Consider the following 892-nt stretch of genomic DNA (forward strand, 5'->3'; position numbering starts at 1 on the left):
TCCTTCGTTTACCTCCTCACCCCTCTCAGGCTTAGACTCTGCTAAGCAAGCACTACCTCGGTTTTGGGTCATTATTCCGGCAGCGGGTGTTGGCAGCAGAATGCAAAGTGACATCCCTAAACAATATCTTCAGCTTGGTTCAAGCAGTGTTCTTTATCTGAGTGCCAAAGCCTTCCTTGACCACCCTCGCTTTACTCAGGTGCATATAGGTATTTCCGAGGCTGATGACTATTTTGATAGCGATAGTTTGGCTCAAGATGCTCGAGTGATTCAGTATAAGGGTGGTAGTGAACGCTTCAATACTGTTTTAAATGGTCTTGATGCTTTGGTAGGTATTGCCGATGAGCAAGATTGGGTGTGGGTGCATGACGCTGCGCGGCCCTGTTTAAGTCGAGAAGATATAGATAACTTGATTGAACATGTTGACGCCTGGGACGGTTCAGAGGGCGGTGCTATTCTGGCGTCTCGCGTTGTTGATACGATTAAGGTATCACAAGATGGAAGGGCGATTGAGGGTACTTCGGATCGGGACAAACTTTGGCGAGCATTTACACCACAAGTCTTTCGTTTTGCCGAGCTGCGCCATGCCCTAAGTGAATGTCAGCGGCTTGGGCTGACGGTGACCGATGAGTCGTCAGCAATAGAGCATATGGGTGGGGCGCCCTGCCTAGTTGAAGGCTCAGATGACAATATCAAAATTACGCGGCCGCACGATTTACGTTTGGCTGCAGATACCTTGGCTGCGCGGACGCAGCTGGGACGAGGTGAAAAAATGAATAGCTTTCCGAGAATCGGGAACGGTTATGACGTGCACGCATTTTGCGAGGGTGAAGAAATTATCCTGGGAGGCGTCAAAATTCCCCATCACAAATCTTTTATTGCGCATTCCGAC

The 892-nt window shown here is 49.2% G+C and carries 1 protein-coding gene; it reads left to right on the top strand.

Annotated elements, in window-relative coordinates:
• On the top strand, positions 1 to 892 hold an 892-nt coding region (ispD, locus tag A3756_RS29035; RefSeq protein WP_068552647.1), incomplete at both ends, for a 2-C-methyl-D-erythritol 4-phosphate cytidylyltransferase.

Source organism: Oleiphilus sp. HI0086 (assembly GCF_001635225.1).